Origin of the sequence: Saccharopolyspora sp. (assembly GCF_017434145.1) — a bacterium.
GTDB classification, from domain to species: domain Bacteria; phylum Actinomycetota; class Actinomycetes; order Mycobacteriales; family Pseudonocardiaceae; genus Saccharopolyspora_C; species Saccharopolyspora_C galaxeae.
Window position 1 is genome coordinate 1 of the sequence record NZ_JAFRFW010000862.1, and the last position, 4,643, is coordinate 4,643.

Consider the following 4,643-nt stretch of genomic DNA (forward strand, 5'->3'; position numbering starts at 1 on the left):
CCGCCGGAATCGGGCACCGAGTCCGGTTCGACCGTGTCGGCCTTGTTCAGCACCGCGATCGCGTTCACCGGTCCGGCCTCCCGGCCCGCGGTCGCGGCGGTGAACGCGGCCAGCGCCTGCTGGTCGTCGGCGCGCACCGCCTGGGTGACCACGTAGAGCACCGCCTCGGCCCCTGCGACCGCGTTGCGCGAGACCGGGTCCAGCTCGTCCGAGTCCGACTCCGAGTCGGGATCCGGGTCCAGGGCACCGAGCAGCTGCTCGGTCCGGGCCACCGAGGCCGCGTCCAGCGAACCCAGTCCAGGCGTGTCGATGACGGTGAGATCGCGCAGCACCGCGTTGGTCAGGTACGCCTCCAGGTGCGAGACCCGCTCCGGTTCGACGCCGAGATCGGCCGGGATGCCGCCGTCGGCGTCGAACGGCAGCGCCTGCTTCTCGCCGTCGTGGAAGACCACCTCGACCCGGTCCACCGTGCCGTACTGGAAGCGGGTCACCAGCCGGGTGCACTCGCCCACGTCCGTCGGCGCGACGCGTCGTCCGATCAGCGCGTTGACCAGCGTGGACTTGCCGGATTTGATCCGGCCGGCCACGGCGACCTGCAACGGCGCGGCCAGCCTGCGCAGCACTTCGTCGAAACCTTCCGCGGTGCGCTGCGAAACCTCCGGCCGCAGGCCGGTGCACATCCGGGCGACCGCGGCCGAGAGCGGACCGGGCCAGTTCTGCTGTTCGACCGGCGAGCTCACCCCTGCCCCCTGTGTGCCTGTCCGGTCCGGGTGCCTGTTCCCCCTGCGTACGTGGAACCGAACGCCGACATCTTGCCATGCGGCCGAGCCGCGGCCCGATCACCCGGTTTGTCCGGGGATCTTGCCGGGAACACCGTCGAGTGCACGGACATGCGCACTCCGCGACGGAAAGGAGTTCGGTGATTCCAATGGGAACCGGCTACACGTTCGCGTTCCTCGTCATCGGCGCCGTGCTGGTGTTCGTCGACGGCTGGCTGCTGCGCCGCAGCGGCACGACCTACCTCTCCGCGGTCTACCCGGACGGGAAGGTCGCGGACTCGGTGAACCAGCTGGTCACCGTGTTGTTCCACCTGACGACCCTCGGGGTCGTCGCGCTGGTCTCGACGTTGCCGATGGGCGGCGGGGATCCGTTCACCGCGATGGTCAGCAGGCTCGGCGCGTTGTTCCTGGTGCTGGCGGCCGCGCACGGCGTCACCATCTTGATCCTGGCCCGGATGCGTTCCAGGCAGCGGGACAAGGTGCTGCAGGAGGAGATCACCAGCCGGACCAGCGAGCACTTCGACGCCAAGCCGGAGGCGGGCACGGCGTGAGGCGCTCCCAGCGTCCGGTGCCCCACGCCGGGTCCACAGTGGCCGGAACAGGCGGGGCCGGGGGCCGCGGGCCCGGCGAACCGGCACCTCGGCACAGGTGACCGGTTAGCCTGGACCGGTGTCCGACCCCGCATCGAAACCGCAGCTCGCCGCGCTGGACGTGGACGGAACGCTGCTCGACCCCGAAACCCAGACCATCTCCCCCGCGGTCCGCGACGCGGTGCGCCGCATCGCGGACTCCGGTGTGCACGTGGTGCTCGCCACCGGTCGCAGCATGCTCGGCACCGTGCCGGTGCTGCGCGAACTCGAGCTGCACTCCGGTGTGGCGCTGTGCTCGAACGGGGCGGTCACGCTGGACGCGGCCACCGGTGACGCGCTGGCGGTGGAGACCTTCGACCCCGCACCGGTGCACGCGAGGCTCGCCGCGGCGTTGCCCGGAGTGATCTTCGCCGCCGAGCAGAGCGGCACCGGCAGCCTGGTGACCAGCCCGTTCCGCGAATACCAGCTGCACGGGCCGCAACGGCTCGCCGACCTCGACGAACTGGTCGCCGAGCCGGTGCCGCGGATGATCGCGCAGTGGGAGGGCCAGCGGCCCGAGGAGGTGGCCGCGGCCCTGGTCGGCGTCGAACTGCCCAACTGCACGATCACCGTCGACCACTACGAGCCGTGGGTGACCGCGGTGCCCGCCGGCGTAACCAAGGGCGCCGCGCTGGAGAAGCTGCGCACCGAACTCGGACTCGCCGTCGAGGACACCTTCGCGGCGGGCGACGGCAGCAACGACATCCAGATGCTGCGCTGGGCAGCGCACAGCGTCGCCATGGGGCAGGCCCCGGTGGAGGTGCGCACCGCCGCGACCGAGGTGACCGCGCCGGTCGCCGAAGACGGACTGGTGTCCGCGCTCGCCCGGTGGTTCCGGTGATCGCGCTCGGCGCTGCTCCGTCCCGGCCGATCGGCCCATCCGAAAGGCCGCACGGCTGATGTGACGGCTCCGGGTGCTGCGACAGGCTCGATCCGCCGGGGCGGTAAGGAGCCCGGCGCTCACCGCAGCACAGGAGCGAACATGATCGAGGCTGTCGGCCTCACCAAGCGCTACGGAGCGACGGTCGCGGTGAACGACCTGTCGTTCACCGCCCAACCGGGCAAGGTCACCGGATTCCTGGGGCCGAACGGAGCGGGCAAGTCCACCACGATGCGGATGATCCTCGGGCTGGACCGTCCCAGCGCAGGCCAGACCCGCGTGGCAGGCCGGCCGTACGAGCAGCTCAAGGAGCCGCTGCGCACGGTCGGCGCGCTGCTGGACGCCAGGGCGGTGCACCCGAACCGGTCCGCGCGCGCCCACCTGCGCTGGCTGGCCAAGTCCAACAACCTCCCGGCCGGCCGGGTCGACGAAGTCCTCGGCATGGTCGGGCTGCACGACGTGGCCGACAAGCGCGCGGGCGGGTTCTCGCTGGGCATGTCGCAACGACTCGGGATCGCCACCGCGATGCTCGGGGACCCGCAGGTGGTGCTGTTCGACGAGCCGGTCAACGGCCTCGACCCGGAGGGCATCCACTGGGTCCGCCGGTTCATGCGGCAACTCGCCGAACAGGGCCGCACCGTGTTCGTCTCCAGCCACCTGATGTCCGAGATGTCGCAGACGGCTGATCGGCTGGTGGTCGTCGGCCGCGGCGAGCTGATCGCGGAATGCGACACCGACGAGTTCGTCGCCGGTTCCGGGGTCGCATCGCTGAAGGTCCGCTCGCCGCAAGCCGCCAAGCTGCGGCAGGTGCTGGGCGCGCGCGGGCTGCCGGTGGGCGACCCCGACCCGCAGAACCCCGACACGCTCCTGCTGGGCGACGTGCCCAGCGCCCAGGTCGGCGAGATCGCCGCCGCCGAAGGCGTGGTGCTGCACGAGTTGTCGCCCCAGCGCGGTTCGCTGGAAGAGGCGTTCATGCGGATCACCGGCCAAGCCGTGGAATACCGGACCGAATCGGGCGGCGCGCTGGCGACCGCCGGGAAGAGTGCCTGATGAACATGCTCGCCGTGGAACGGATGAAACTGCTGTCCATCCGCTCGCCCTGGTGGTGCGCGGGCACTGCGGTCGCGCTGGCGGTGCTGTTCACCGGCCTCAGCGCCATGAACAGCGGCTCCTCGGGCGGAATGCACCTGACCGGGCTCGCCAGCGGGCTGCAGACGTCGATGGTCGTGGTGCTCGCGTTAGCCGCTCTCAGCGTCACCAGCGAATACCGCTTCGGCACCATCCGCACCACTTTCCAAGCGGTGCCGAACCGGTCGTCGGTGCTGTTCGCGAAGGCAGGCGTCGTCGCCGCGCTCGGCTTCGTGCTCGGTGAGCTCGCCGCCCTGCTGTCGTGGGCGATCGCGCTGGGCGTGGCGCCCGGTCCCGGACTCGCGGTCGACGACGCCGATGCGTGGCGCGAACTGCTCGGCGCCGGCCCGGTGTTCGCCTGCGCCGCGGTCTTGGCCGTCGGTGTCGGAGCACTGCTGCGGCAGACCGCGGGTGCGGTCACCTTCCTGCTGATCTGGACGCTGCTCGCGGAGAACCTGATCAGCGCGATCCCGGGCTTCGGAAGCGCTGTCGGCGACTGGTTGCCCTTCCACGTGGGCATGAGTTTCTTCCGGTCGGCGGAAAGCGGGGGGCCGCTGGGCCCGTGGGGGTCCCTGGCATACTTCGCCGCCGTAGCCGTCGCGGTACTCACCGTCGCGGCCTTCGTCGTCCGGCGCAGGGACGCCTGAGAAGCGGAACCAGCGCGTTCAACAGTCGCAGCGCCGCGTTATCGAGCCCGCTGGAGAGGTCGATCACCCCGGCCGTTAGGATCTCGGCAAGATCGAGCCGTGGTGATCCTTCCTGGTGCTCGCACTCCGCCGGGACCGGACACAGTGGACGCCGCGCGCGATCCGGCACAACGAAAAGCGACCGACTGCACCAGCGCTCGGGGGCGCCGGCGGTCGGGACGGGGGAGGGCCCGGGCTGTCATTCGGGGGATGGCCCGGGCCCTGTGCTTTCCGTGAATGGGGGGCTTTCCGCGAACCGGGGGTTTCCGCGGATCCTGCGCTCTCCGCAGCTCGCGGCTTTCCGGATCCGGCCCGCAGGCCCGGCTTTTCTCGGCGGCGCGCGACCGCGTCCGTCCTCATCGGACTCGCGAGGTGCTCACACCGCAGGCCGGACCACCAGCACCGGGCACGCCGCGTGCCGGACGCACTGCTCTGCCACGGAGCCGAGCAGCAGCCCCGCGAACCCGCCGCGGCCGCGGTGCCCGACCACGAGCACGTCGGCACCGCGCGAGGCCGACAGCAGCGCTTGCGGCGACGGCGA

Annotated in this window: 6 protein-coding genes; 4 read left to right on the forward strand and 2 right to left on the reverse strand. The window is 71.5% G+C overall.

Going from position 1 to position 4,643, the window contains the following annotated elements; genetic code table 11:
• On the reverse strand, positions 1 to 740 hold a 740-nt coding region (locus IJH84_RS23415), incomplete at its 3' end, for a dynamin family protein (RefSeq protein ID WP_295149084.1).
• A 188-nt stretch (positions 741 to 928) separates the two neighbouring features.
• Here IJH84_RS23415 and IJH84_RS23420 point away from each other — a divergent pair.
• The 4 genes from IJH84_RS23420 to IJH84_RS23435 all read left to right on the forward strand — a co-directional run bounded on the left by IJH84_RS23420 (position 929) and on the right by IJH84_RS23435 (position 4,063).
• A complete protein-coding gene (locus IJH84_RS23420) occupies positions 929 to 1,330 on the forward strand; it encodes a hypothetical protein (RefSeq protein ID WP_200067944.1) in 402 nt (133 codons plus the stop codon).
• Between the two features lie 118 nt (positions 1,331 to 1,448).
• The gene (locus IJH84_RS23425) at positions 1,449 to 2,249 is read left to right on the forward strand and encodes an HAD family hydrolase (protein ID WP_295149088.1); all 801 of its coding nucleotides are present in this window, start codon (positions 1,449 to 1,451) and stop codon (positions 2,247 to 2,249) included.
• 141 nt (positions 2,250 to 2,390) lie between these two features.
• Positions 2,391 to 3,338, forward strand: coding sequence for an ABC transporter ATP-binding protein (locus tag IJH84_RS23430; RefSeq protein ID WP_295149092.1), 948 nt, complete (start codon positions 2,391 to 2,393; stop codon positions 3,336 to 3,338).
• Complete coding sequence (locus tag IJH84_RS23435) at positions 3,338 to 4,063, forward strand: hypothetical protein (RefSeq protein ID WP_295149095.1); 726 nt, start codon at positions 3,338 to 3,340, stop codon at positions 4,061 to 4,063. The genes IJH84_RS23430 and IJH84_RS23435 overlap by 1 nt, the downstream gene beginning before the upstream one ends.
• Positions 4,064 to 4,478: 415 nt before the next feature.
• On the opposite strand, the gene IJH84_RS23440 is transcribed toward IJH84_RS23435, so the two are convergent.
• A partial coding sequence (locus IJH84_RS23440; RefSeq protein ID WP_295149098.1) for a universal stress protein occupies positions 4,479 to 4,643 on the reverse strand: 165 nt, incomplete at its 5' end.

Bases quoted from the DNA above. Each gene is read 5' to 3' on its own strand.
- IJH84_RS23420 (WP_200067944.1), top strand. From the start codon at position 929: ATGGGAACCGGCTACACGTTCGCGTTCCTCGTCATCGGCGCCGTGCTG.
- IJH84_RS23430 (WP_295149092.1), top strand. From the start codon at position 2,391: ATGATCGAGGCTGTCGGCCTCACCAAGCGCTACGGAGCGACGGTCGCG.
- IJH84_RS23435 (WP_295149095.1), top strand. From the start codon at position 3,338: ATGAACATGCTCGCCGTGGAACGGATGAAACTGCTGTCCATCCGCTCG.